Here is a 25071-nt window from a genome sequence, read left to right on the forward strand (position 1 = left end):
TTGAGTTTGTACATATTTTACATAATGAACATATTTTACTTATTTTTCAATTTATGTTTTAATTGGGATTTGTCGTATAAATTATCCATATAGAAAGGTTGAAATCATTGAGTTTTATAAATTGCTATACTTTTTATTTTAAAATTTTAATTCGAACTTGGATTATTCCTATCCTGTTTTTAGGTATCTTTGTTTTTGGATTATATACATTTCTTCTTGGTAAAAGCTTAAATGATCCTACACTAGTATTAATTGCTAATCCCATTATTTTAGCTCTTATGGCCTGCTATTTATTTATTGGGATATATGTAGCTAAAATTGATGAGAAAGATGAAATTTATGAAACATTTAGCATCATAAAGAATGCGATGTTATATAAGACACTTGCAAAGTGGCTACTTATTTTTAGTTCAATAGTGATATTCGCTGTACTGTTCTTTGCCCTTTATCTTTACATATTTTTCACGCCCGACTTTAACAACAAAACTTATTTTCTATCAGTATTTAAGTATATTTGCTTATATTGGGCATTACCTTCTTTTATTATGTTCCTCTTAGGAAATCTACTATCAACTTGGATAAGAGGGAAATTCGTTTACTTAGTAGCACTTGTTATTTACAGCATTACTATTCCAATGAATTATGCCATTTTCCGTACTGAAGGAAATATCCCTTCTACATTTAGAATCGACAAAATTCTAAGCTTAGGAGAGCCTAATGTGACAAGAATTTATAACAGCTTATATGGCTTCTCTCTTGATCTAATTTATTGGAACAAAATGATTCTGGTTATTTCATTACTTGCAACGCTATCTTTATTGATTTGGAAGAAAAGAGGAGTAATATCTAAAAATCAGTTAAAAATCTCTTTATTACCTGTGTTATTAATTTTCATAGCTACTATAGTATATGCACTACAGCCTTTTCAGTCCCTGACTGACGATGATGGTAAAACCATTCGATATTATAGGCAACATAAGATAAAAGAAGATGGTTTCTTAGAGTCACCTGTTAAATTTAAAAAATACGACATTGCATTAAGGACTAAATCCAACCTAAATGCTTTAGTTAAAATACAAGCTGTTAATGTGGCTAATAAAAACATCCAACAAGTGACTGTCGGTTTATTTCATGAGCTGCATGTTGAGCAGGTAAAGATGGACGATAAGGAAGTAAAATTCAAACAAAAGAATGACTCGTTGACTTTATATTTCAAAGATAATGCTTGGCAGCCTGACGATAAGAGAGTATTAGAATTTAAATATAGAGGTTTGCAATCTAATCTCTATTTTGGAAATGCGCAAGCTGTCTACCTACCTAACTATATGCCATGGTTACCAACCGAAGATTCACGGCCATCTTTTAATATTGTTACTAAATATCATTATTTACACAGAGTTCCACACCAATCTAATGAAAAGAAACTCTATCACCTCAAGGTAGATGGTACTAATAAGTTATTTACAAATATGTATGAAAATGGAAATGGGAATTGGGAAGGTATTTCGTCAGATGGTGTCTCTTTATTTTCGGGACAACTTTCATCAAAAGTCGATGACGGTGTCGAGTACGTTTATCCAAATACGTGGCAATCGCAATTTAAGCATACAGATACCATTCAGAGATATTTATCAGATGTGGCACAGACCATGAAAACTACTTTAAAAGACGGCACTTTAAGGATTCCTCGTACTATTTATTTTGTTCCAAATCAAAATATTGCTGATGGAATTCCTTACGAAGGAACTTGGTGGAATGATAATTATATAATATGGGGCTTTAATCAAAGAGATTATCCGGCAGAACCATTTTTTACAGTTGATTACTTAGGAGATTTCACACCTCAATTAGTATTTGCTAAAACAAAACATCTATCTAAACAAGATGATTTTACATTCAATATTCTTTTTGCAAATGCTTATGGACGAGCTCTAAATACTACCTTGAAACTCTCTAATGATGATACGGACGTTTTTATAGATACAATACTTGAATCATTAGGCGACGAGTCATTAGGTAATAATCTTGATGCTCTAGAAATGAACCAGCAATTTAATACATGGCTAAGAAATAAAGAATCATTAAATCCTAAAAGTGCAGTGTATAAAAAGTGGAATTCTTTAATTCAACATCCAACTTCTCAAAAATGGAATACATTATATGATTTACTAAAACAAGAAAACTCAAAATGAGGAGAACAATATGGAACGTATAAGTTTAAAAAAAGTAAATAAATCTTATCAAAACAAACAGGTTTTAAAAGAACTAACTTTTGATATTCAGGGCTCATTTGGGTTATTAGGTCCAAATGGCGCTGGGAAAACTACCTTAATGAGAATTTTGACAACTCTAGTACGAGCTGATAGTGGAGAAATTACAATGAAAGATGAGTTGTCATGGAATAATCAACATGTAGTTCGTTCATATATAGGTTATTTACCCCAACATTTTTCTTTATATAAAAACGCAACAGTGGCGGAATGTCTCCTCCATTTAGCTGTTTTAAAAGGTCTAAATAAGTTAAAAGCAAAAGAAGAAATTGATCATTTACTTCAAGAAGTAAATTTACAAGAACATAAGAAAAAGAAAATTAAGCAGTTATCTGGTGGAATGCTTAGGCGCGTTGGTATTGCCCAAGCTTTGCTTGGAAATCCTCGTTTACTAATTGTAGATGAGCCAACTGTAGGGCTAGATATTGAAGAGCGTGTACGATTTCGCAACTTACTGAGGAAATTAGGCGTGAATAGAACAATATTGATATCTACCCATATAGTAGAAGATGTAGAGATGGCTTGCGATTATATTGGGATTTTAAAGCAAGGTGAAATCATTTTCACAGGAAAAAAAGAAGAACTGAAGGCGCTAGTCGCTGGGAAAATTAAAGAAGAGCTTTTAACAATGGATGAAGCTGATGCTATACAAAATCGAGTGATCTCTATTAAACAACAAGAAGACAAATGCCTTATGCGCTATTTTGTAGAAAAAGAAGACCAGCAAGCCAATGTTTCTCCTACAATTGAAGATGCATATTTATATCTCACAAGGAAAGGAGAATAAGTGTGGCTTCTATAAAAAGATTGGATTTACCATTTGAAATTAAATCAATGGGCGTTTCTTATTATGCACCTTTTGTTGCTGTCTTATTGGGCATTATGTATGTGACTTTTTCTTCAAGCGCGGATGTAATTCAATATACATCCATCATCCTTGAATTTGTCGCTTGTCCATTTGCAGCATGGTGGTCTATGTACTTATTTTATGATTATTATGAAGATCGAGCATCTGAAGTGCTTTTTAGTTACCCGTTATCGTCATTCTTTCATGGAATTATAAGAGTGACGAGCTTTTTTATCGTGTTTCTCGTAGCCTTTTTTATCTTTCTTGTTACGATTACAATAAAACACCCAGATATTTCTTTAATAGATTTATCTATTCTCTATGTGCCTCAGACAATACTGTATTGCTATTTAGGTTTTACTTTAATGGTATTATCACGAAACATCATTTTTCCCTTGCTGATACTAGTAGCATACATAGGTATGAAGTATTGGACAATGGGTGGAAAGATGTTTCCAATATATAACGTTATGTCTTTTTCTGTTGATATGAAAATATCAGGTGAACTCATAACTTTATCTATAAAAAATATTATAATAGGGATTGTTTTTGCTCTTATAGGGCATCTCATTATGTCTAAGCGTAAAATATAAAAGCCCAACCTTTGCTAAGGTTTTCTATATACTTATAACTATATCAAAGCCTCTTCTGTATACAGAAGAGGCTTTTGTTTACTTAACATAAGTTTGATTATTAGTAGCAAAAAATCTTTTTTATTTTTAAAGTTTAAGGTTAATACTGACTCAAAACCATATCAATAGAAACAAATTACTACAGTAAGCTTGCCTGTCCACTCAAAAAATAAAAAGGCCCCCTTCCTCAGTAGGTAAGGGATAGGGGCGTCCTAGTCTCTTATCTTTTTCATCAAATGGACTAGGAATAAAAAGGTGGCCTGAGGACAAAGGTATTTTCTATCTCCTAGCGAGGATTTAATAAAGGCAAATAAAAAAAGAGAAAGGCTCATTTTCAGAACTCTGGAAGTATTTCCTGCTTCTCTTCTTAAATACTGACATATAGTAGAAAAGTCTGCACAATAAAGGTATGTTTTTTCTCGAATCTAGGCAGACAGACCCTTATACTTAGTGTAAGATATCCATATAACTTAAATTTTGTACGTATAGAAAGGGTTCACCATGAAAGTATTTACCAAAACAACGTGCATTTCCATGACAATTGCAACTATGATGATGGCTTGTCTACTTGCCTGGTGTTATTATTATCTTCAATATGATTTAAACAGGTTGCCAGGCGGAGAACTAATTTCTAGTTCAACTTCACCAGATGAGAATTATACTGTTAAAGCTTATAAGTCAAGTGGAGGCGCTACTACCAACTGGACAATAAAAGGTGTGGTCCAGGATAATAAAGATTCAAAGAAAAGAGTAATTTACTGGGATGAAGCAAAGTCTGCACATATAGTGTGGAAAGATAAAAATATTGTAAGTATTAATAATAAGAAAATAGATGTTATTAAAGGTTCTTACGACTATAGACATGACTAAATCTTATTAATAATTAAAACTGTGTTGGTTTTAATATAATAAGAAAAAGAAAGCTTGGCTCTTAGGAGTTAAGCTTTCTTTTTTGAAATTTTCCATCTTTATACTCTTTTTGTAATTTCCTTCCTCTTATTCTACCAAAAACGTTCGAGAAACTACATGTATTTTAAAGGACGTTCGGAAATTGTTTTTGAACTTAAACGAACGTCGAGAATGATAAATTCTTTATACAAATACACAGTCCGTAAAAGTATACTTTTACGGACTTCTATCTTTATTTTATTTTGTTCAAACAGTGATTTTGCATATATTACCTTTTATTCGAGAGAGAAAAGAGTTGCATACTATTTGTAATATCTTTATTATATATAATCATGGTCAAAATGACTCTATAATAGTTTCGATGGAGGGTATTATGAAATTTTCAAAAGCTACCAATTATGCATTGCATACGCTTGTTCATTTAGCAGCAGTTCCGAAAGGAAAGGCAATGGGTGTAAAACCCTTGGCTGAGTCACAGGGATTATCACAAGCTTATTTGTCTAAAATATTGGCTACATTAGTAAAAGGAAATTTAATTGAATCAAGTCCAGGTGTAGATGGTGGATACAAATTGCAAAAAGGAGCTAACGAGATTACGTTTCTTCATGTAATAGAGCTAATTGAAGGAAAGCGTACTATGTTTCAGTGTGATATTAATCACCATACTGAAAGTTCCGACTGCCTGATTCAACAGGTAATGGATGATGCTGAACACACACTTAAGCATTTTCTGACCACGAAAACGATTCAAGATATTGCAATGAAAGTGGATCATAGTGAAGAAAAACATATAACAAAAAACATATAAAATTTTTTAAAACTATAATAGATAAAATAACTCCATAATGGTTTTAATGAGGCGAACATAATGTTGATATATGATTGTACAATTATTGGTGGCGGACCAGCTGGCTTGAATGCAGCTCTTGTATTAGGAAGAGCAAAGAGAAACACGTTATTAGTTGATGAAGGTAAGCCGAGAAATGCTGTTACACAAGAATCACATGGTTACTTAACGAGAGATGGTATCACGCCACAAGAATTTAGAGCCATAGCTTATGAGGAGGTACTAGGATATCCTTCTGTAATGCATAAACAAGACAGAGTAGATACGATTCAACGAGATGAGAAAGGATTTTTACTTCAGACTCGTAAAGGAGAAACTGTAATTACTAAGAAAATCATCCTAGCGACAGGTTTAAAGGAAACATTGCCACCTATCCCTAATATTCATCAATATTATGGGAAAAGCCTATTCGTATGCCCATTTTGTGATGGGTGGGAATTACGGGATAAACAACTCGTGATTTTAGCAAAGGGAGATAGAGCTTTTCATTTAGCAAAAATGGTATATAACTGGTCCCAGGATCTTATCATATGTACAAATGGAGATAGTGACCTTTCAACAGAACAGCTATATCTGTTACAGAAAAAAGGGATACAAGTGTTGGAAAATATAATTACTGCCATTGAAGGGGATGACAGAAAAATGAATGCCATCACATTCCATAACAGAGAATCTTTGTCCCGACAAGGTGGTTTTGTCGATGTAGAGTGGACGCATGCTTCTCAACTACAAGATATTTTAGGTTGTGAAACCGACGAAAAAGGAGCTGTCAAAACAAATGTAACCGGTCAAACTAACATCCCAGGAGTATTCGCTGCAGGTGATACTTCTATTATTGCTCCCTCCCAACTTATCATAGCTGCTAGTGAAGGGAGTAAAGCAGCCATAGGAGTAATGAAGGAATTGACGGATGAAGAATTTCTCGACTAAACATACAAAAGACAGAGCAAGGCGTTTATTCATACAATGAGTGTTCAGAAAGTCGTATATATTTTCACTTTTGGGTATGTTCTATTTTTAATAAATAAGGAATTGGAGCTTAGTATGGAAAATAATATTTTTGAACAGATGGCAAGAAGATATGATACAGAAGAAAGAATGAAATTAGCTAAAATTATAATTAAGGAAGTAAGACAAGAGTTACAAAATAGTACATCAAAATCTCTAATAGATTATGGCAGTGGTACTGGTCTAATTAGTTTGGAATTATCAGACTTAGTAGATTCTATTTTGTTGATTGATTCATCAAGACAAATGTTAGAGGTTGCGACAGCAAAAATTTCTCGCAGAGGTATCACCAACTCAAAAGTGCTTTATTCAGATTTTACAGAAAGAACTCCTAATCTTCAGGCAGATATAGTTTTAATGTCGCTAGTACTTCTTCATATTCCAGATACGACAAAAATTTTACAAGAACTATATACCATTTTAAATAAAAATGGCAAGCTACTTATAATTGATTTTGATAAACATGATAAGGTGAATCATCCAAAAGTTCATAACGGTTTTTCACATAAAGAACTGAAAAAAAGATTATTAGAGGTTGGATTTAAATCAACTGAAATCAAAACATTTCATTATGGTACTGGTATTTTTATGAATCAAGATGCATCCATGTTTATATCCAGTAGCACAAAGTAATTCCCCCCTTTTTTAGGTTTGTTTTTAAACTGTATTTGCGTTCTTTACAAAAGAAAGATGAGCTACTGTTTATTTGTTACGCACACCAAGTTGCTAGTCTATATAGGTGTTTTTCTCCTTATGGACTATATTTTTCTGGACGAGCATATGAATAAAAGGTGCGCTTTTTATGCATCTATTTGTCACTCAGCCCGAGGCCAAACACTGATAAATCAAAGATGTATAAAAAGCTGCATAAGTTATAATAGGAATCCTTTCTAAACCTCTTGCGTCGCAAGGGGTTCTTTTTGTCGTGTGTTCCGGAAAGAGACATTATGTTAACTAACTTTGTATATCATATTCATTAATTTCTCACTCCTTATTTAGAAATATAAAGGGTGTTTACTATGATAAAATTGTAGCAAGTAGAAAAAATTGTAACGGGAGTAAATTATGAAAAATAAAGATCTCTTATTGTCCATTGTTTTAAATGTGTTTTTAGCTTACCTCTGGATCTTTCTTATTTATTTAATTTTTGATTTCGTTAAGCTAAAGGATAACGCTTTATTGTTTGGGATAGTTTTAGCATCCATAGGTACTCTACTCTTTGCAGAGGTGATAAGAAGGGTTAACCCCTTTATTGAATACAAAATTACTCATCCTGTAAAAGTTGCGGGCTTTATATCTTTTGGCCTTATTGCTGTGGTCAATTTATATTGGATAACTTTTTTAAAATGATAATAAAAATTGAAACAAGTAGCTTAATTTAAGCTGCTTGTCCTTTTAAGTGCCGGTAATATGGACTATGTAAACAAGATTTCTTCTTTAAATCCATTTGATAAAGTAAGCAGATCTATATCTGTTTATTTTAGTGCACCATAGCATTTTTTTCGGCAGGTAAGGGTTTTGATTCAAATTTAGTACCTGGCTGTATAGCTACTTTTCCAATTGCGATACATACAGTAACAAGTGACACAAGAAGAAGGATGCTCATATCGTGTGATAAACTTGTTCCTCCAAAAATTACTGTGTAGTATCCATCTGCCACGTATGTTGCGGGAAAATAGGAACCTACAGTTTGATAAAAGTTTGATAACATCGTTTTTGGAACAATAACTCCAAAAGTAACTAGCTGCAATGAAAGTGAAATAATATTAAATACCATACCAGCTGGGCCAAATAGAACAACAAACATCTGTGTTAGACATAAGAAAGAGAAAAATACTAAAGTTTGAAATACCCAAGCCTGAAATAAGTTTGTATTCAGTTTTATATCAAATGCGTACATAAATAATAAGGTCACAAAAGCTAAAATAATAGATGCGCCGATATTAATAAACTGTCTTGTGAAAAAGATAGACCACTTACCATGGGTTTTCTTTAATTGCATTGAAACACCATTAAGGTTCAAACTCATAATCATAGCACCAACCCATGAAGCAAGAACAATTAACAATGGAAGCATAGTTGCTGCAAAACCTTCTGTATTGTTGGTTTTCTTAACAGATGATTGAACAGGATCAATAGTTAACGAATTTAGCACATTTGTAATGTTTTTTGATAACTTTTGTGCCAACTCTTCTGATGGTAATGATGTACTTAGTCCTGTAGATAGATTGGAAAGGATAAGTTCTTGTTTGTACGTATATACTCCTTTATTAATGGTTTGTGTAATATCTTTTGTTGCTCCAGACATAATTTGTTTTGTTAAAGATGAATTTGCTTGGTTAATAAAATATTTTATCTCTGTATTGTTATTCTCTTTTAATGAACTGGAGAAATTTGCAGGAATGTTTATAACCATATCTAAAATGCGCTTATTCATATCCCCATTAGCTGATGTTAAAGAATTATAAGCTTTAACTTTAAAAGGTAAATTTTTCTCTAGGTTCTTTGAAATATTGTTTCCCATTTGAGTGTCATTATTAACTAACCCAACTTTTAATTGGTCTACACGGTCTGTAACACCATCATAGGCAGTCATCCATACACAGAAAAAGATTAGTAAAAAAGCAAAAGCTGTTGCAATTCCAATATAAGTCTCGCGGTGCTTAAAGAAATTTTTAAAAGTTTTCATCATTATACACTCCTTTTTATTTAACTACCTAAAGCAAGTATTCACTTGCTTTTGTTGCAAAAAATATTAGGGAGTTAACCCCCTAGAAAAAAGCTGAATACTGTATTTTAGAAAATTTTCCTTTGAATCAGAAAATGAATTTTTACTAAAGCGAGAATTAGAGAGAAAGTAACCAAAATTCATCCAAATAAAGTTCATGGCTTGAGCTTCCATGTTAGTTTCAATGAGTTTACCTCTCTTGTACATTTCAGTAAAATATGAAACCAACTCGTCTTTCAACTGATTGGGAATTAATGCAATAGCTTCACTGAGCTCTGGAAACATTCGAGCTTCTTGTAAACTAATGAAAATTAGATTTCTCATTTTCTCGTTCTCAATATATTGATGATAACCATCTGAAATTACTAACAAATCATGTTCTAAGTTCCATGTAATTTCCTCATGCATTAATTTGTTTAATACAATATTACGCGATATATAACTTATTGATTTCTCCATTATCTTCTTTTTGCTTCCAAAATTCCTGAAAATAGTTGTTTCGTTTACATCTGCTAATTCTGCCACGGCACGTGTCGTTGTTCCTTTATACCCTTGAGTACTAAATAGTTCTAAAAACGCTTCTATAATACGATCTGATGTGTCTTTCATTTTATTCATATTCAACCTACCCTTGAAAAAGTTTTAAAAACAGTAAATGCAAGCAATCACTTGCTTTTATAGAATAAATTACCAAATTAAAATTGTCAATATATTTTTGGATGATTTATTTAATTTTGATTAAGTGCAATTAGTTAATATTTCTTCTACCTAGAAGCTACATTATGTTAACTAAAAATGTATATAATATACATTTTTTATATTAGGAAGTTTATTGTAAACTAAATATATAGTAAAAAAATCATATTATGTTATTTTTTGTTAAATACAAAGTGTAACTAAGGGAGAGAGTGAAAAAAATGTACTTTGATCCAAATAAATCATATCGTATGGTTGATATTCATTCAGGAAAAGGGTTAGGAACTGAGGTTTATTCAAATTATGACTATCTAAGAGAAACTAGCAATGCGGGAGTTACAGTTCATTTTGAGCCTGCTACAAAAGATTATACTTGTAAAATTCGTGTTAGTGGTAACAATTGGGCTAATTATAACTATTTAACCTTAGCATCAAATGAATGGATATATCTTGACACAAAAGACAATGCAACTGAATGGTATATAAAAGATAGAGGAGTAGATTTATTTAAATTTCAGAAGTATGGAGTAACTAAAGACATATATTTGGGATATATCTATAGAGGCGATAAGAAATGGCTTGCAGGAACAAACTTTGATGATAGTAAAAGTTTTCAAGTCGTTCCTATTTAATAAATAATTAAAACGCTATTCTGGAGCGTTCCCAAATCATGTTTTATGTTAACTAAACGTTTATAAATAATCAGAGATACAAATAAAAAAACCTGTTCGTGCCTGACAAGCTAACAGGTTTTTTCATCATTTAATTTAGAAATTAGTCGTGATGTTTTTACGACTCATGAATAGTTTGCTCTAGTTATGATTTAATATGTATATTTTTTTGATATCTTTTTCCACACTAATATGTATTTCTGACAAAAGAAACAGCCCTTGCAGGAAGAGCTGTTTCTTTTAAGCATATAGATTTTAGATTGGAGATACCTTGAAGTATCTCTAATAGTTTACTCAAATTATAAAAACATATTCAATTATGAAAGCAAAAAAAACCACTGGACCTAAACAGTGGTTTTTGTTCGTTCAATGCAGAAAATGAACAAAACATATTGCATATAAAATGTTTTGTCGTTGTTCGATAGTATACCATGAGAATTAGGTTCTATAAGAATTGATACATTTATGTATAGAAAATGAAACATCTTGTAGCATTGTTGAAACATTGTTTATTAAAAATATGGGCAATTTTGCTTTAAAATGAGGTTGTTACTTCTGATAATGTGTTTTATGGAAACTAAAAAAGACAAATTAGTGGGGCATATCATACGAATTTTAGTGTAGTTGGGCAGGAAGGCATTTTCAAAAATGCCTTCCTGCCTTAACTAGTGAAATTTATTATATATACTAAAATATGCCGAAATTGAAATCTCATACTTTCTTAATTACAAGCATCGGTTTTATCAATAAAGTTCATTCATTTAAATTTTGGGCAATGTATGACTAAGTTCTTTACCAACAAGATTGGCTGAAACTGGTTTCTTCCCTATCTCCCTAGCCCATACCGACAATTGTCCGATATGATGTATTTCATGAGCAATCACGTGACGCATAACTTCTCCCCAAGTGTCAGTTGCTATACTTCCGTCTGGTTGTGGATCATAAAGAGTATTCGTTTCTTTTTCTGCATTCCAAGACCTAACAAACTCTCTTACCTCAAACTGAAAATTTGTATCTAGCTGGCGAACTTTTTCTAAGCTTTGATATTCCTCAAAATTCTCCTGGAAATCATCTTTTCCCTGAAGAACACGAATCCAACTCCACTCTACATCAACAATGTGAAAGAGAGTATGCAATATCCCTCCTACTCCTCCTGTTCGTTTCCGAAGCAATTCCTCTAGTGGAATATTCTCACACCATTGATACCATTCTTCTCTAACCAACCAGTTATAATGAAACATAGTTTGCAAACTAATTCCTCCGTTTACTATATTTTTTCACTTTGGCTCCTTTTTAAGGGGGTGTATTAATTAGTTCGACAACTATTTATAGATACCTATCTCATTGGAATTAGACAAGGTAATATACAGAGTCGTATAGGCTATTTTGTTTCTAGAATGGACTTTATGTAAACTACATACTATTACTTTTAATATGGTTCACTGTTGCCATTATAAATAATTAATGCTTGTTTTCTGAAATATATTCAGTTATACTGATTATATATTTTACTGATTATATAAAGAGGTGAAGAAATAATTGAACAAATGGAATCAATCTTATGGTTTTTTACTTGGGAAGGCTCTTCAACAAATGGAAAATAAGTTTTCTGAAGGATTGCTCCCCTTCAACATCAATTCCAGACAATATGGGGTTCTTTTATTTATTGAGGAAAATCCCTATTCATCACAAAAAGATATTTCTGAAAACCTACAAATTGATCGAACAACTATGGTCAGTCATATTGATCATTTGGAAACATTAGGATTGGTGGAGAGAACCAAGAATCCTAATGATAGAAGATCCTACAGTCTGTTGATTACGGAAAAAGGTAAAGAAGTATTGAATTCACGTTGGGAGTTTCTAACCCATATCGAATCAGAGGTGTTAGCCCCTCTAGATCAGCAAGAAAGACAAGTATTAAAAGATTTTTTGATTAGAATTTGGAAGTCACTGTAGAAAGCAGGAGGTTATACAAGGTGAATACACTTGATTATTTTAATGCACGTCTTCAAGCAACAATAAGCCCTATGGATTATATGAAATTGAAGAAAATGAATCCAGATACATACTTTTTACTCGATGTTAGAAATGGTCCTATGCAGGTAAGAAGTGTAACCATTAAGGATGCCTATATCATACCTGAACAAGAAGTAGTCAATCGTTTAGATGAGATACCAAAAGACAAGGAGATTATCGTTTATTGTTGGGACGTTTGGTGCAATACGGCTGCTAAAGCAGCTAAATTTTTATTGGAACAAGGATATCAAGTAAAAGAGTTAACAGGAGGAATTGCGGCATGGCAGGAGATGAACTTCCCTGTTTCAGCATTAACTCTAGATAATTATCCTTCTAATCGTTGTGGGTGTTGATGTGTATGCAAAACAACATAAGGTATTGGATTGGGGTGGCTTCCCGAGACCATGTGATGAAAAGTGTTGAAGGTGGATTTGTTCAACTTTGCCATGGAAAGGAAGCTCCTTTAAAAAAGATGAAGACGGGCGATTGGATCATTTATTATTCTCCAAAGGTATGGCTTAAGAAGAGTGCTCCCTATCAAAAATTTACGGCTTTAGGACAAGTGGTTGATGATCATATTTTTCAATTTGATATGGGAGATGGTTTTATCCCCTTTCGAAGAAAGATAAAGTTTATGAATTGTACAGAAACATCCATTCATCCTTTAATTCTAAAGCTCTCTTTCATTAAAAATAAAAAGTATTGGGGCTATTCTTTTCGATTTGGACATGTAGAGATAAGTGAAAATGATTTTAAAGTCATCCAAGATGAAATGATAGGCTTGAAAGAAAATTAGAGGGTTGCGCAATTTTTGTAACGACTTTTTAGTTCAATTCACTTCCGAGGAAGTATATCTAAGTGAAAAGAAAAGCACAAATCCGTTGGAAATCAATGGTTTATGCTTTTCTTACTTCCGCGAATACGTTTTATGTTAACTAGAAAGGGATAGCTAAACATATAATCTAACACTGGTGTATATAGGAGTGTTAAGTATAGGCGTATCTTCTTATAATAGCCAAATATTGTTGAAGGTTATGAAAAGTGGCAGCTTAGTATGAGAAGTTACCACTTTTTACTTTATATGATCAGTAACCTCATTTTTAATACGAGAATCTAAAAAAGAATCCTTAATTTCCACTTTCATATTCTATTATTTTAATACTTTTGTTTCAAATCCTTGTATACCTTTAAAGCTTGTTCATATGTATCATTGTTTGAAGAAATTTGATAGTTTTTTGCGCTATCATCTGTATGAAAAATCCCTTTATCATCTATCATTAAAGTTCCCGAAATTTTATCATGATAGACAAATGTTATTGATATTGTCTTATCAAGATTCAGTTGTTGGTTGGTTTGTCCTATATATTCAATTTGATTATATGAATTAACAAGCGACTGAACGCTTTCTCGCTCAACTTTATCATACCCCTCATATAAACTTGGCCCTAAACCAATATCAACGTAATCTGCTTTTATTGCCTTTACAGAGTTATTACTGCGTCCATTTATAATAAGGACTATTATTACAATGCTAAGAATAAATAATAATCTTTTCACAATTTTAATCCCTTCAAAGTATTAATGTTATTAATTTTTAAACTTTTATAAACACGTCACTATCTTTTTTACTTGGACATATATATTTAAACTAACGTTTTATTTAAGAACTGCAGTAAAAAAAGCAGCTAAAATCAATAACACAAAAAATGTTATAAAAAAGTATCCTATTATACGTATTCCTTTAGGAACTCCTGATGTATTGATTTTCGTCGGATTTCCTGAAACCTTATTTAAATGATCTTCAACATCATTTATGCTGTTTTTATTCTCTTTATCCATTAATTTAAAATACCTCCTAGAATATTCTTGTATTATTAATGGTAACATTTATCTTTTAATCTAAATTACTAAAGTGTAAAACTAATTCAAACTTCCTAGAGCGCACATTATGTTGACTAAAGATGTAAGGGGTATAGTGATTAAAATTTATATTATTGATAAAATGGTAAAAAAGGTAAATTTAGTTAGGTGGTTAGTATGTTCTTTAATATGTATCGAGTTATACATCTTTTAATAACAGGCATTATTATTATCCCATTTGCTTGGTTCCTTGCTGAAGGAGGAATAGGCGAAAACTTTTCTGGAAACAGATTTACCGAGCCTCAAATATTACTAGTAATTCCTGTATGGATTTTAGGATCAGTCCTGTTATTTATCAAAAAAACTGTAAAATGGGGTCTCCTTATTACTCTCTTACCCATAATTTCAGCTGTATTATGGGTTTCAATTTCTATTTTGAGAACGTTGTTTTTCTCTTTATAGGTTTCAATTTCTAAGGTCTTTTATTTTGGGAAGGTTTTTTATTTATGAACGATAATCTGTTTATATTAACTAGAAAAAAACAAAAGAAGCAAGCATGGCATGCTTGCTTCTCCTTATTAAAATTCAGCGTAAATAATAGCATACCTAGCATGAGAAGGACTAGAATTAGAACAAATGAGCTCATCATTAGTCCTTTCTCGTGTTTTTCAAAAGCTATTACTCTATATAAAAAGCAAACCGGGTAAAGTGTGCCTCCTAAATGTAATCCTCATAAAATTCATCATGTTTGCTAGGGATAGGACCTTGTTTTGCTGTAAAATAGTAAACTAAATAGCCTAGAATATTAAAGAATACAAACATAAAAATCCATCCAATTCGTAATCTTCTTTGATGATGGGCATTGATAATTGCCCAAATAGTAAACAGGGTCCAGTAAACAGTCATTCCCACAAACAGTACGGCGGCTTCTAATTGACTAAAGCTTCTATTATCTATTGAGACGAACCATTGTTCATCTCCGTTTCCAAATGTGTGAAAGTTTGCTCCTAACCATTTTGGAGCCCAAATGGTTCTTTGATATTGAAAATCTGGCTGCACTCCCTTCCAGTGATATTCAATATAATTTTCGCCAGAACGGCTGATTATATTTTTTGACTTATAAATAGTAACCCCTGAAACATAGTTTGTGTCTTCTACTAACGCTTCTATTTTTCTTTTCATGTCTCTGGTTATCACATCTTTATCTTTCAATTCATAGGATATTAATGAACCTGTATCAGATATTCCTTGAGCCGTTGATTCTTCCACTTGCCAAAGAAAATAAAAGCTAGATATTGTTACAATTAAACAGACTATTGCTATGTATAGGATGCGCTTTGCAAATATCTTCTGTATTTCAAACAATTGTCCAATCACATTTCGAATTTCTTTTTCTTCCCCAAACCGTTTAATTGCTATTGCAATGGCCTGTTGTTCTGTTTTGCCTTCTGCTTTTAATTCATGGACTGCTTCCAACAGATGATTGGTCATTTCTGCTTTCAGCTCATTAATTTCTTGGTGATCTCCTTCTACATTCAGGTACATAGAATCCACAAATTTTTCTATTCTCTTCACTTAGTGCCTCCCCATAAAAAAGAATCCATCATTTTTTTTACAAATTGCCATTCTAAACGCTTGGCTTCAAAGTTTTGCGTACCTAATGATGTGACTTTATAATATTTTCTTCTTCCACCAGGACCTTGTTCATCTCCCCAGTACGAAGAAATCCAATTGTTTTTTTCCAATCTCTTTAAAGACAAATAAAGAGTCCCTTCTTTTAATTCAAATTGTTCTTCACTCTTCTCACGAACAATCTTAGCTAATTCATAGCCATACATATCCCGTTGATGCAGTAGCGATAAGATTAGCGTATCAATATGCCCTTTCAAAATCTCTCTACTAATTTCCAATTTATCCACCTCTTATGAAATTATAAAAAAGAATACCTTTTAATACAAGGTATTCTCAAAAATATGTCGCATGAAATATGGAATTAACTCATTCTTTCTTTGAACATGTAATAAGAGATTAATTGTTTTCCTTTTTTGTAGAAAAATGTGAAATGATTGTATACTTTTTCACTGCTCATACGTTATAAGACAAGAAGGAGGAAAAACACTTGAAAAATCGGTTATCAAACGATCAGCTAAAAATTGTCATGAATCAACTTTATTTGTACTTAATCAAACAAGGTGCAAACCAAGAAACAGCTAAAGATATTGTTCAAGAAGCTGTTTGTAAACTACTTCTCCATCTTGAAGCGATTGATACCGATAAATATAAATCATGGCTTTTTAAAGTAGCTATAAACTTATATTACGATTACTGTCGGAAAAACAAAAAATCTCAGTACGTAGTAGTAGAAGATTACCTTATTACCAATGAACGATTAATTGAAGAGATGATGATTGTACAAGAAAATCAACTTCTAGTAAGAAGCATACTCCAAAAGGTGTCCCCCACCTTTAAGCAACTACTTCTTTTAAAATACGAGCTAGAGTGGTCGTATAAACAAATTGCGGAATATGTAGATATGAAACCTGAAGTTGTGAAAACGTATTTAGCTCGTGCTAGAAAAACATTTAAAGAGATGTATAGGAGAGAATGTAATGAAGAAAACGAATGATGAGTTAGACTCTATTTTTGATGAAAAGTCTTTACATAGAACGCTTAAAAAAGCAAAATATAGAGCAATTTTACGAACAGTTTTTATCTCCGCACTCGTAGTTAGCTTTGTTATTGGTTTATTTGTCAAAGGAAATAATTATTTTATTGCCTCAAAAGGAGACAAGATTACTGATCGGATAATTACTGAAAATCGGGTGAGGATGTCTCCAAACACATACACTAACACTGATAGTAAATCGATTGGAGTTTTAAAGGGAACTATTAAGAGTGAAGCATTTAAAGTAATTGAAGACAAAGTGATACCTTGGGGGACAGAAGAAATAACGTATGATTTATTTGGAAACTTGAATGCATCATTCTCCATGAGTAGTACAATTGTCAATGACACGACAATTTATCATATTCCTAATGGGCAACGTGAGATGCTATTCTACGTACCTAAGTACAAGTATAAGGTGTATGCTCATGACTTTGACGTGATTAAAGATTATCCAAATGATAGATATATGGAGATGGCCATATCTTTTGATAAAAATTACACACTGAAAGAAGTACAAAAGATGCTGCCTACATCTGCTCACCAAACATGGTACTGGGTAGATAACTATAACTATAAATATGCAAAGTCTACTGGGTACAGAGGTGAGCCAGAAAGTGGACGATGGTTATTAGGTATTTCTAAACCATCACCGCAACTAGGAGTAAAACTAACGAGTAATAAAGTCAAAACAGAAGCAGACTTTTTAAATGAGCTCCAAAAAACAGATCCAGGGGAAGTCAAAAGTCTAAAAGACAGACAAGAGTATGGATTAATTATAGGCGTAGTAGTTACAGGAACAAAAGAAAAACTCCTTTCCTTGCAAAATAAGCCCTATGTTAAAGCAGCTAGTTTAGGAGCAGTGGTTGATAAGTACTGATTTTTAGGATGTTGTGGTATGGGAAGTAGGAATATAAACTTCGGTTTATTAAGCTTGCTATTTACTTCCTGCAGAATCAATCATGCTAATTAAGATGCTATCTCTTCTACCTCAAAACCGGTATATACATATATAAACTTATATGGTAAAATTACTCATATTTTGTTGTTAGAAACTTAGATTATGTTGGAGGTTTCAAATGAGTTACAGTGTTCCAGTGTTTCTTATAGTAGTACTTATGTGTATTGTTGCAAGTCAGTCTTATTTACCAAAATGGTTAAAGTGGTTGGTTGGTGTCTATTATTCGTTAGGAATATTACTTTTTAGTTATCTTCAAACTCGTTTAGCCGATAAATGGTATGTGCATACTCCTGTTCCGGACGAATATTGGGATGCAAACTCAAAGTTAACAGATATATTTTCTGCTGTGTTCTTTATACCTGTCTGCATTCTTTTTTTAATACTATATTATAACTGGTTCAAAAAACTAAAAAAACCTCTACATCGTGTATATTTAGGAATCAGTGTGGTTCCTCTCTTGCTTATAGGTTTTATATGTTTCTTTATGTTTGATTTCTTGTACGGGTATAGACCTTAAAACCTTATCGTATTAAACAAACTAATCTAATAGAATTTGCTTATTCTTTTACCGACGATACTTGTCATCGTAACTAAAGTTAAATAGTTCTATTACGATAAATACACTCTCTAGAAGGCATTTATCCTTACATTTCATTAAAGTTAATCAATAAAAATTTATAGCATATTGAATCAAAAACTCTCTTATTTGAGAGTTTTTTTATTTTTTGTATAAAAAACACAACTTTTTTTGAAAAACTCTCGTCTAAGTAAAGAATATTGGATAAAAGGATGGTCAGGATATTGGAAAAGACAAAAAAAGAAGAAATTGAGCGTTGGTATGACGACCATAGCGACGCCATATTAAAATTTATTTTAATGCTGGTGAAAGATTATCAGCAAGCTGAAGATTTGACGCATGAAACCTTCGTGAAAGCTTACCTCTCTTACGATTCCTTTCAGCAAAACTCCAGTGAAAAGACGTGGTTGTTCCGCATTGCGCATAATGTCACCATGGATTATTTTAGAAAACAGAAACCTTTAAGTCTTCTGAAAGATTTTATTCTGTCGAAAACAGACCCTAATCGTTTACCTCAAGAGATGATTGAGCTTAAAGAAACTTCTCTAGAGCTGTATCAAGCGTTAGAAAAGCTGAAAGACGGACACAGAAAGGTTATTTTACTGCGAAAAGTTCAAGGTTTTTCTGTTAAGGATACGGCGACCATTTTAGGGTGGTCTGAAAGCAAAGTAAAGTCTACACAGTTCAGGGCAATTCCTGCTTTGAGAAAGCAGTTAGTAAAGGACGGATATATATATGAAGAAACGGTTTAATTCTTTTATGGATGATAGTTCACTAGAAAAACTGAATGAGGATTTGGTCTGGAAATCAAACCAAAAACAAAAACAGAAGCAGCGACTTCTAGAAGCCATTGATCAATTAGAGCAATCAGAATCAGTAAAGCCTGGAAACGATATATTACCTATGAAAAAAAATCACCTTCTAAGAAATGTTGTCTACTGTGGGATTGCACTTGTTATTTTGAGTGGTGCATTCATTAGTTCAGCATTTGTTTCTCCTGCAATGGCTCAAGTAGTTTCTAAAATCCCTTATTTGGGTCAGATTTTCAAGAAAGAGTCTGTAGGCACTGAAATTATTAATACGCTAAGGAAAAAAGGTTATAAAATTGATTCTTTAGGCCAGACCTATTATGGAGGGAAGAAGCAAATTGAGATAAGTGTGGATGGTTCAGAGAAGTATTTTAAGCGCGTTAAAGGCGATATAAATAAAATTACAAAAGATATTTTAGAGGCACGTAACTATGATAGTTATAAAGTCAAAATTACACGGTATGATCCTGTTCAATATGAGTATAAACCTGATCCTCGTCAAGAAAAATACGACAAAATAAATCAAGAGATTGATGCTGAATTAAAAAAACGTAATTATCATGTGTTAGATGCTAGCATAGCAGGGTTTGACTCGGACGCAAGAGTAACTCTAGAAGTACTTGATACTGAGAAGCATATTGAAGATATTAAACAAGTGATTAGCGATGTTCTTGTTAAAAATAACGAAGAAAAAACACCTATAAAGGCATATAAAATTAACTTAAAAAAGCAAGAACAAGAAGGTAGATGGGGAAATATCCTTGATGATGTTGGTGAAGATTTATTAGGAAAAGAGGAATATCATGTGAAGATGGTCGGCTACTCTGTTCACCCTGAACCACAAGTATTCATCTATACCTCATTAAGCTATTCTGAGGAGAATAAACAGTTTGCTAATGAACTCGAAGGAGTTATTGATGAATTCCTTCAAACAGAAGAGATGAAGAACAAAGTAAAAGATGATTCATATAAAATCATTATTTACGCTAAAGAAAAGAAAAAGCTAAATTAAATACGCATTTTGATAAGCTAAGAAATAAGACAGTTTTATTCCTTAGCTTGTTTATTTTTCTACTGATAACGTGTTTTATATTAACTGATAGACAGATAGATGGTATTATTAACCATACACTTAGTTCTTGGAGGAGCAACTTGAAAAAACGTTTTAGTCAATACTCATTGTGGTTATCGTTGCTTGGAATTGTTATTGGGGTAGGACAATATTTTACACCAATATATAGCTCAAATATTCTTTATATAGGAATTGTCATTTACCTTATGGGCTTTTTATGTGGAGTAATAGCTTTTGGAAAACATGAAAAAGGGCTAATGAAATATTTTAGTTTGACCTCTTTTGTTGTAATTCCACTACTTATTATGTTAGGAATGCTATTTTTTGCAATGAATTTTGGTGAAAGTTAAAAGAAGTGAGTTCAACATGCTTGCTTCTTTTTGTTTTCTATAAAATCTATTAGGAGGAAATTAGATGAAGAAATTCTTTAAAAATGCTTTAAAAGTGTCAGTAGCTTCCTTAGTTACTTCAATAATCTTGTATGTAGTTATAATTGGGTTCTTTCTTTTATCAGTTGTTACAGCAAATGCTTTTGGTACTGTTATTAAGATTATTGTGCCTATTTTAACTTTAGTTACAATACTCGGGTTTATTTATTCTTTCTTTATCAAAGGTAAACAGAAAATCCCTTTTTTAACATTACATTTTGTTTCCTTATGTGCTCTTTCGTTTGGTATCTATCTTGCTGTCAGTTTTCAAGGGTTTGCGCCTTAATAAATATTTACATAAAAAAAGAACCCTTTGCTCATATAGACAAAGGGTTTTCAAATTTATTGGAATAGGGGGAATACGTTATTAGTCTAGCCAGATTTGTAGATTCATATACATATACCTTTTTAAAAAATGTTGTCATTCACTATATTTATGGAAAATAACCTTGTCTACGTTTTATTATTCGTTAAGTAAATATTAAATTATTTCATTTATTATTAAAGTTTTACTATTTACAGTTAGTGACGACAAATAAAAAGTTTTTCTAAAATATAGGTAAATAAAAAATTATTTTTAAGCAACTATCTTAAAAAATTACTCGAAAATAGTGGATGTTTATATGTAAATTAATAACCTCCAATATATATTAATATTATAAATAATTTTTTTATTCTGAAAATTATGTTGACAAATTAGGTAGATAGATATAATATTGCATGTAATCAAATAATAATAAGCAAAGATTGGAAATAGTAGAAGGATATATAAACTTGTCAGAGAGCCGATGGTTGGTGAGAATCGGTAGTTATTACCTTTGAACTCATCCAAGAGCTACTCCCTGAACATTATAAGTAGGGGATGTCGGTTTTCTACCGTTATGAAGATAGGTGGTGATAGCTGCCGAAAATGAGTGGGTTAATTATGTAATGATTAATCAATTAGAGTGGTACCGCGAGCAACGCCTCGTCTCTATATTTTTATAGAGGCGGGGCTTTTTTTATACATTCATATGCAAAAGGAGTGTTTCTGAAATGACGAGAAAAATTTGGATGTTTGATACGACTTTAAGAGATGGAGAGCAAGTCCCAGGGGCTAAGTTGAACCTGTATGAAAAACTAGAAGTAGCGCAGCAACTAAAGAAGCTGAAAGTCGATATTATCGAAGCTGGTTTTCCTTCGTCTTCAGCTGGTGATTTTAATGCTGTGAAAGAAATTGCTATGAAAATAGGGAATACAGACGAAACGATCATTACAGCGTTAGCAAGAGCAGTAAAGGCTGATATTGATGCTGTTTATAATAGTGTGAAATATGCTGAAAAACCGTTAATCCATATAGTTTTAGGCGCTTCAGACATTCACGTGGAGAAGAAGTTTGGAAAATCGAAAAGTCAGATTTTAGATCTTGGTGTTGATGCAGTAAAATATGCAAAAACACTTCTACCAGAAGTACAATATTCAACGGAGGATGCGTCTCGCTCCGATTTTGAATATTTATGGGCAACGATTGAAGCTGTTGTAAAGGCAGGAGCTACCATTATTAATGTGCCCGATACAGTTGGCTATGCCGAGCCAGAAGAGTTTGGTGAACTAATCTTTAAAATAAATAATCGCTTGAAAAATTTGAATGATAAAGTGCTTTTAAGTGTCCATTGTCATAATGATCTTGGTATGGCAACTGCGAATACGTTAGCTGCAATTAAAAATGGAGCAGATAAAGTCGAGTGTACGATAAATGGCATTGGTGAGCGTGCAGGTAATGCTGCACTAGAAGAGGTCGTGATGGCAATTAATACGCGCTCATCAGTTTATAATGCATACACAAATATTAATACGAAAGAAATCATGAATACATCTAGGTTAGTAAGTAGTTTAATGGGACTTGATGTACAAGTAAATAAAGCCATTACAGGAGATAATGCCTTTGCTCATTCTTCAGGTATACACCAAGACGGCTTATTAAAAGCAAGAGATGCTTACGAAATCATTAGCCCAATTGAAGTTGGTTTAGACGATATGGAACTTGTTTTAACTGCCCGTTCTGGACGTCATGCGGTGAAAAATGCCCTTGAATCATTAGGCTTTAATGAGATGACTAACACACAATTTGAAGGGATATTTGAAGCTTTCCTTGCATTGGCAGATGCAAAAAAAGAAGTATATAATCATGACTTATATGTCATCGTTGAGAATTATTATGCGAAAAATGATATTCATAATCAGGATATAATGCACTATAGTCATCATTTTTATGAACTAATCGACTTGCAAGTGATTAGTAATACAAATTTCCCGTCTGCAAGTGTGAAGATTAAAAAGGGTGATCAAATATTGAAAAGCAGTGCAGTCGGTTCTGGCCCGATTGATGCCTTGTATTCAGCTATTACAGAAATTAGTGATTTAGATATTAAATTGATCGAATATAATATTAGCAGTGTATCAAGAGGTAAGGAAGCATTAGGAAAAGTAAAGATTCAAGTAGAATACGAAGGGGAAAAGTATATTGCCAAGGCAACAGATACGGATGTTATGAAAGCAAGTGCATTTGCGTATATTAATGCTGTAAACAGCATCGTTGTTGATACGTTACTTCCGATTGAATAAATAAAAGGAAATATTTAACGGAATGTACTTAGTTTTTTAAGGTATGGACTTGTAAATATTTACTTGATGCTAAGTTAGGCTACTATGACGAATGAAAAGAAACATGAATACAAAAACCTTAGGAATCTATGGATTTCTAAGGTTTTTGTATCCTAGGAATATGGATTATGGAAACTAGGCTTTTTTACTGTGTTTACCTTTTGTACCAAAGCAATTTGTTCCAATAACTCCTGCAATAATGATAATGGCCCCGACTAGATGGTAAAGGTGAAATTGTTCTTTTAAAAAAATTACTCCTGCCAAGATTGTAATGAGTGTAGCAAAATTACTGAAGACACTCATTTTAGATGCTTCTATTATTGATAAAGCGTAATTAGAAAGATAGGAAGTAACTAAAGATGATAATAAACCTAGATAGACAATTGCAATTACAAAATCCAGATGAACAAAAGGCTTCATAAATTGATGGATAGTGTTATTCATTAGATGATTTGTCAGTGCTAAACCATTAAATATAATAAAACCAAATAAAGTCATTATATATGTAATAGTGAATAAGGAATATCGTTGAGTTAAATTTCTAGCACATACATTGTATAGGGATGATACAAGTGCAGAAAGTAAAATCAAACCAGTTCCTAGTAGGCTAGTATTTTTATTTTCTATATCGTTCATATACATAATATATATCACACCTACTACCGAGAAAATAATAGCTACCTTTTGACCAAATGTAGATGTTTCTTTTAAAAATATGCTCGCAAAAATTAAGGTGAAAATTGGGATTGTTGCTTGAATAATTCCAGCTTCGGATGATGAGACATTTACTAGTCCAAATACCTGAAAAGCAAAAAAGAGAGTGGGGTATAAAATAGCTAACAAAGCAATAATAGCTATATCTTTTTTAGTTACTTTTAATGCCTTTTTCGTCAGTACTTTTAAGGTTGTAACCCCTACAAAAGCAATAGTAAATCGATGCGCTAATGCATCAAAAGGTGTAGCAATAGTTAATGCAACTTTGACAAACATAAATGACAATCCGATAATGATGGCATAAGTAAGTGCAGCTATATATGCTTTTTTCTTTTCAATCATGTGAATGACCTCCTTTAGATTTATCCGGCCGGTTATCACTATAGTAAGAGAAACTAACAATATCTACGATATGAAAAATACACATCTGTATCGGTACAGATGTTTATTTGGAGGAATACTATGCTTAAATATGAAACAATTTATCATTCTCTACTTCAAAAGATACAGTCTGGGGACTTTCCAGCAGGGGCAAAATTACCATCAATTAGAGGCTTATCGCTCGAATATATTTGTAGTAAAAGCACAATAATATCTGCCTTAAAACGTTTGGAAGAGCAACATATTATTTATTCCATTCCAAAGAGTGGTTATTACGTTGTGGAACATCGAGTTTTCGAAGAACCCACATCTACCGAAGGCGTTGATTTTGCAA

General features: G+C 32.3%; 28 protein-coding genes and 1 other annotated feature. Of the genes, 20 read left to right on the forward strand and 8 right to left on the reverse strand.

The window, feature by feature from the left end; all coding sequences use genetic code 11:
- Positions 1 to 107: 107 nt before the first annotated feature.
- The 8 genes from ACNHOZ_RS27050 to ACNHOZ_RS27085 all read left to right on the forward strand — a co-directional run bounded on the left by ACNHOZ_RS27050 (position 108) and on the right by ACNHOZ_RS27085 (position 7863).
- On the forward strand, positions 108 to 2192 hold the full coding sequence (locus ACNHOZ_RS27050; protein ID WP_447697389.1) for a hypothetical protein: 2085 nt from the start codon (positions 108 to 110) through the stop codon (positions 2190 to 2192).
- Between the two features lie 10 nt (positions 2193 to 2202).
- The gene (locus ACNHOZ_RS27055) at positions 2203 to 3057 is read left to right on the forward strand and encodes an ABC transporter ATP-binding protein (protein ID WP_447697390.1); all 855 of its coding nucleotides are present in this window, start codon (positions 2203 to 2205) and stop codon (positions 3055 to 3057) included.
- A gap of 2 nt (positions 3058 to 3059) precedes the next feature.
- On the forward strand, positions 3060 to 3710 hold the full coding sequence (locus ACNHOZ_RS27060) for a hypothetical protein (protein ID WP_447697391.1): 651 nt from the start codon (positions 3060 to 3062) through the stop codon (positions 3708 to 3710).
- Positions 3711 to 4283: 573 nt separating this feature from the next.
- Positions 4284 to 4619 (forward strand): DUF5412 family protein, encoded by a 336-nt coding sequence (locus ACNHOZ_RS27065; RefSeq protein ID WP_447697392.1) that lies wholly within the window; start codon positions 4284 to 4286, stop codon positions 4617 to 4619.
- 412 nt (positions 4620 to 5031) lie between these two features.
- Entirely contained in the window at positions 5032 to 5466 is a 435-nt protein-coding gene (locus ACNHOZ_RS27070) for an RrF2 family transcriptional regulator (RefSeq protein ID WP_205663410.1), read from the forward strand.
- 60 nt (positions 5467 to 5526) lie between these two features.
- On the forward strand, positions 5527 to 6435 hold the full coding sequence (locus tag ACNHOZ_RS27075) for an NAD(P)/FAD-dependent oxidoreductase (RefSeq protein WP_421545642.1): 909 nt from the start codon (positions 5527 to 5529) through the stop codon (positions 6433 to 6435).
- A gap of 114 nt (positions 6436 to 6549) precedes the next feature.
- Positions 6550 to 7146, forward strand: coding sequence for a class I SAM-dependent methyltransferase (locus tag ACNHOZ_RS27080; protein WP_447697393.1), 597 nt, complete (start codon positions 6550 to 6552; stop codon positions 7144 to 7146).
- Positions 7147 to 7578: 432 nt separating this feature from the next.
- Positions 7579 to 7863: a hypothetical protein gene (locus ACNHOZ_RS27085; protein ID WP_447697394.1), complete on the forward strand. Its 285-nt coding sequence runs from the start codon at positions 7579 to 7581 to the stop codon at positions 7861 to 7863.
- Between the two features lie 130 nt (positions 7864 to 7993).
- Here the strand turns inward: ACNHOZ_RS27085 and ACNHOZ_RS27090 are convergent, their stop codons facing one another.
- A complete protein-coding gene (locus tag ACNHOZ_RS27090; RefSeq protein ID WP_447697395.1) occupies positions 7994 to 9202 on the reverse strand; it encodes a YhgE/Pip domain-containing protein in 1209 nt (402 codons plus the stop codon).
- 66 nt (positions 9203 to 9268) lie between these two features.
- On the reverse strand, positions 9269 to 9859 hold the full coding sequence (locus ACNHOZ_RS27095) for a TetR/AcrR family transcriptional regulator (RefSeq protein ID WP_099000601.1): 591 nt from the start codon (positions 9857 to 9859) through the stop codon (positions 9269 to 9271).
- A 299-nt stretch (positions 9860 to 10158) separates the two neighbouring features.
- Here ACNHOZ_RS27095 and ACNHOZ_RS27100 point away from each other — a divergent pair, with 299 nt between their 5' ends.
- Positions 10159 to 10569: a hypothetical protein gene (locus ACNHOZ_RS27100; protein ID WP_098113475.1), complete on the forward strand. Its 411-nt coding sequence runs from the start codon at positions 10159 to 10161 to the stop codon at positions 10567 to 10569.
- 800 nt (positions 10570 to 11369) lie between these two features.
- On the opposite strand, the gene ACNHOZ_RS27105 is transcribed toward ACNHOZ_RS27100, so the two are convergent.
- Positions 11370 to 11858 carry a DinB family protein gene (locus ACNHOZ_RS27105; protein WP_221817248.1) on the reverse strand — a complete coding sequence of 163 codons (489 nt, stop codon included), beginning with the start codon at positions 11856 to 11858 and terminating at the stop codon, positions 11370 to 11372.
- A 289-nt stretch (positions 11859 to 12147) separates the two neighbouring features.
- Between ACNHOZ_RS27105 and ACNHOZ_RS27110 the strand changes: the two genes are divergently transcribed.
- Genes ACNHOZ_RS27110 through ACNHOZ_RS27120 form a run of 3 tightly spaced genes read left to right on the forward strand, consistent with a single transcriptional unit; the run spans position 12148 to position 13423 of the window.
- Entirely contained in the window at positions 12148 to 12567 is a 420-nt protein-coding gene (locus ACNHOZ_RS27110) for a MarR family winged helix-turn-helix transcriptional regulator (protein WP_098113477.1), read from the forward strand.
- Between the two features lie 20 nt (positions 12568 to 12587).
- The gene (locus ACNHOZ_RS27115; RefSeq protein WP_447697396.1) at positions 12588 to 12980 is read left to right on the forward strand and encodes a rhodanese-like domain-containing protein; all 393 of its coding nucleotides are present in this window, start codon (positions 12588 to 12590) and stop codon (positions 12978 to 12980) included.
- A gap of 5 nt (positions 12981 to 12985) precedes the next feature.
- Positions 12986 to 13423 (forward strand): EVE domain-containing protein, encoded by a 438-nt coding sequence (locus ACNHOZ_RS27120; RefSeq protein ID WP_098113478.1) that lies wholly within the window; start codon positions 12986 to 12988, stop codon positions 13421 to 13423.
- Positions 13424 to 13782: 359 nt separating this feature from the next.
- Here ACNHOZ_RS27120 and ACNHOZ_RS27125 read toward each other — a convergent pair whose 3' ends face one another.
- From ACNHOZ_RS27125 to ACNHOZ_RS27140, 4 genes are all read right to left on the reverse strand, one after another.
- Complete coding sequence (locus ACNHOZ_RS27125) at positions 13783 to 14184, reverse strand: hypothetical protein (protein ID WP_447697397.1); 402 nt, start codon at positions 14182 to 14184, stop codon at positions 13783 to 13785.
- 99 nt (positions 14185 to 14283) lie between these two features.
- Entirely contained in the window at positions 14284 to 14466 is a 183-nt protein-coding gene (locus ACNHOZ_RS27130; protein WP_394542795.1) for a hypothetical protein, read from the reverse strand.
- Positions 14467 to 15204: 738 nt separating this feature from the next.
- Complete coding sequence (locus ACNHOZ_RS27135; RefSeq protein WP_394542794.1) at positions 15205 to 16062, reverse strand: permease prefix domain 1-containing protein; 858 nt, start codon at positions 16060 to 16062, stop codon at positions 15205 to 15207.
- A complete protein-coding gene (locus tag ACNHOZ_RS27140; protein ID WP_153253235.1) occupies positions 16059 to 16397 on the reverse strand; it encodes a PadR family transcriptional regulator in 339 nt (112 codons plus the stop codon). Before ACNHOZ_RS27140 ends, ACNHOZ_RS27135 begins: the two co-directional genes overlap by 4 nt.
- Before the next feature lie 209 nt (positions 16398 to 16606).
- On the opposite strand from ACNHOZ_RS27140, the gene ACNHOZ_RS27145 reads away from it, so the two are divergent.
- From ACNHOZ_RS27145 to ACNHOZ_RS27175, 7 genes are all read left to right on the forward strand, one after another.
- A complete protein-coding gene (locus tag ACNHOZ_RS27145) occupies positions 16607 to 17113 on the forward strand; it encodes an RNA polymerase sigma factor (RefSeq protein ID WP_114895365.1) in 507 nt (168 codons plus the stop codon).
- Positions 17097 to 18032 (forward strand): anti sigma factor C-terminal domain-containing protein, encoded by a 936-nt coding sequence (locus ACNHOZ_RS27150; RefSeq protein WP_447697398.1) that lies wholly within the window; start codon positions 17097 to 17099, stop codon positions 18030 to 18032. Before ACNHOZ_RS27145 ends, ACNHOZ_RS27150 begins: the two co-directional genes overlap by 17 nt.
- A gap of 882 nt (positions 18033 to 18914) precedes the next feature.
- Positions 18915 to 19442 carry an RNA polymerase sigma factor gene (locus tag ACNHOZ_RS27155; protein ID WP_394542792.1) on the forward strand — a complete coding sequence of 176 codons (528 nt, stop codon included), beginning with the start codon at positions 18915 to 18917 and terminating at the stop codon, positions 19440 to 19442.
- Positions 19426 to 20511, forward strand: coding sequence for a DUF4030 domain-containing protein (locus ACNHOZ_RS27160; RefSeq protein WP_447697399.1), 1086 nt, complete (start codon positions 19426 to 19428; stop codon positions 20509 to 20511). Before ACNHOZ_RS27155 ends, ACNHOZ_RS27160 begins: the two co-directional genes overlap by 17 nt.
- A gap of 140 nt (positions 20512 to 20651) precedes the next feature.
- On the forward strand, positions 20652 to 20921 hold the full coding sequence (locus ACNHOZ_RS27165) for a hypothetical protein (RefSeq protein WP_048022084.1): 270 nt from the start codon (positions 20652 to 20654) through the stop codon (positions 20919 to 20921).
- Between the two features lie 64 nt (positions 20922 to 20985).
- A complete protein-coding gene (locus ACNHOZ_RS27170) occupies positions 20986 to 21285 on the forward strand; it encodes a hypothetical protein (protein ID WP_394542790.1) in 300 nt (99 codons plus the stop codon).
- A gap of 448 nt (positions 21286 to 21733) precedes the next feature.
- Positions 21734 to 21977: a binding site (T-box leader), on the forward strand.
- Positions 21978 to 22034: 57 nt separating this feature from the next.
- Complete coding sequence (locus ACNHOZ_RS27175) at positions 22035 to 23603, forward strand: 2-isopropylmalate synthase (protein ID WP_221817224.1); 1569 nt, start codon at positions 22035 to 22037, stop codon at positions 23601 to 23603.
- Between the two features lie 174 nt (positions 23604 to 23777).
- On the opposite strand, the gene ACNHOZ_RS27180 is transcribed toward ACNHOZ_RS27175, so the two are convergent.
- The gene (locus ACNHOZ_RS27180; RefSeq protein ID WP_221817223.1) at positions 23778 to 24698 is read right to left on the reverse strand and encodes a DMT family transporter; all 921 of its coding nucleotides are present in this window, start codon (positions 24696 to 24698) and stop codon (positions 23778 to 23780) included.
- Between the two features lie 120 nt (positions 24699 to 24818).
- Here ACNHOZ_RS27180 and ACNHOZ_RS27185 point away from each other — a divergent pair.
- A partial coding sequence (locus ACNHOZ_RS27185; protein WP_447697400.1) for a GntR family transcriptional regulator occupies positions 24819 to 25071 on the forward strand: 253 nt, incomplete at its 3' end.

It is taken from the genome of Priestia sp. D51 (assembly GCF_053345675.1).

What these genes read in the sequence shown, in the direction of transcription:
- ACNHOZ_RS27055 (WP_447697390.1), top strand. Translation starts at nt 2,203, where the DNA reads ATGGAACGTATAAGTTTAAAAAAAGTAAATAAATCTTATCAAAACAAA.
- ACNHOZ_RS27065 (WP_447697392.1), top strand. Translation starts at nt 4,284, where the DNA reads ATGACAATTGCAACTATGATGATGGCTTGTCTACTTGCCTGGTGTTAT.
- ACNHOZ_RS27070 (WP_205663410.1), top strand. Translation starts at nt 5,032, where the DNA reads ATGAAATTTTCAAAAGCTACCAATTATGCATTGCATACGCTTGTTCAT.
- ACNHOZ_RS27075 (WP_421545642.1), top strand. Translation starts at nt 5,527, where the DNA reads ATGTTGATATATGATTGTACAATTATTGGTGGCGGACCAGCTGGCTTG.
- ACNHOZ_RS27080 (WP_447697393.1), top strand. Translation starts at nt 6,550, where the DNA reads ATGGAAAATAATATTTTTGAACAGATGGCAAGAAGATATGATACAGAA.
- ACNHOZ_RS27085 (WP_447697394.1), top strand. Translation starts at nt 7,579, where the DNA reads ATGAAAAATAAAGATCTCTTATTGTCCATTGTTTTAAATGTGTTTTTA.
- ACNHOZ_RS27090 (WP_447697395.1), bottom strand. Translation starts at nt 9,202, where the DNA reads ATGAAAACTTTTAAAAATTTCTTTAAGCACCGCGAGACTTATATTGGA.
- ACNHOZ_RS27095 (WP_099000601.1), bottom strand. Translation starts at nt 9,859, where the DNA reads ATGAATAAAATGAAAGACACATCAGATCGTATTATAGAAGCGTTTTTA.
- ACNHOZ_RS27100 (WP_098113475.1), top strand. Translation starts at nt 10,159, where the DNA reads ATGTACTTTGATCCAAATAAATCATATCGTATGGTTGATATTCATTCA.
- ACNHOZ_RS27120 (WP_098113478.1), top strand. Translation starts at nt 12,986, where the DNA reads ATGCAAAACAACATAAGGTATTGGATTGGGGTGGCTTCCCGAGACCAT.
- ACNHOZ_RS27130 (WP_394542795.1), bottom strand. Translation starts at nt 14,466, where the DNA reads ATGGATAAAGAGAATAAAAACAGCATAAATGATGTTGAAGATCATTTA.
- ACNHOZ_RS27150 (WP_447697398.1), top strand. Translation starts at nt 17,097, where the DNA reads ATGAAGAAAACGAATGATGAGTTAGACTCTATTTTTGATGAAAAGTCT.
- ACNHOZ_RS27160 (WP_447697399.1), top strand. Translation starts at nt 19,426, where the DNA reads ATGAAGAAACGGTTTAATTCTTTTATGGATGATAGTTCACTAGAAAAA.
- ACNHOZ_RS27170 (WP_394542790.1), top strand. Translation starts at nt 20,986, where the DNA reads ATGAAGAAATTCTTTAAAAATGCTTTAAAAGTGTCAGTAGCTTCCTTA.
- ACNHOZ_RS27175 (WP_221817224.1), top strand. Translation starts at nt 22,035, where the DNA reads ATGACGAGAAAAATTTGGATGTTTGATACGACTTTAAGAGATGGAGAG.
- ACNHOZ_RS27180 (WP_221817223.1), bottom strand. Translation starts at nt 24,698, where the DNA reads ATGATTGAAAAGAAAAAAGCATATATAGCTGCACTTACTTATGCCATC.